We start from the raw sequence: 244 nt of genomic DNA on the forward strand, positions 1-244 counted from the left end.
GCAGCTACAACTTCGGCGGGGGGAACTTCGGTAGCTCCAACGTGGGCAGTGGAAACCATGGCTCGCACAACCTGGGCTTCGGCAACCTGGGCAACAACAATTTCGGTTTCGGCAACCACGGCAACAACAACATCGGGTTCGGGCTCACCGGCGACAACATGATCGGCATCGGCGGGTTGAACGCGGGCACCAACAACATCGGCTTCGGAAACTCGGGCAACAACAACATCGGGTTCTTCAACTC

1 protein-coding gene is annotated in these 244 nt (G+C 58.2%); it reads left to right on the top strand.

The features are described from left to right. The coding region (locus tag BST40_RS28765; RefSeq protein ID WP_208618981.1) for a pentapeptide repeat-containing protein at nucleotides 1–244 on the top strand (244 nt) is incomplete at both ends.

Origin of the sequence: Mycobacterium persicum (genome assembly GCF_002086675.1) — a bacterium.
GTDB classification, from domain to species: domain Bacteria; phylum Actinomycetota; class Actinomycetes; order Mycobacteriales; family Mycobacteriaceae; genus Mycobacterium; species Mycobacterium persicum.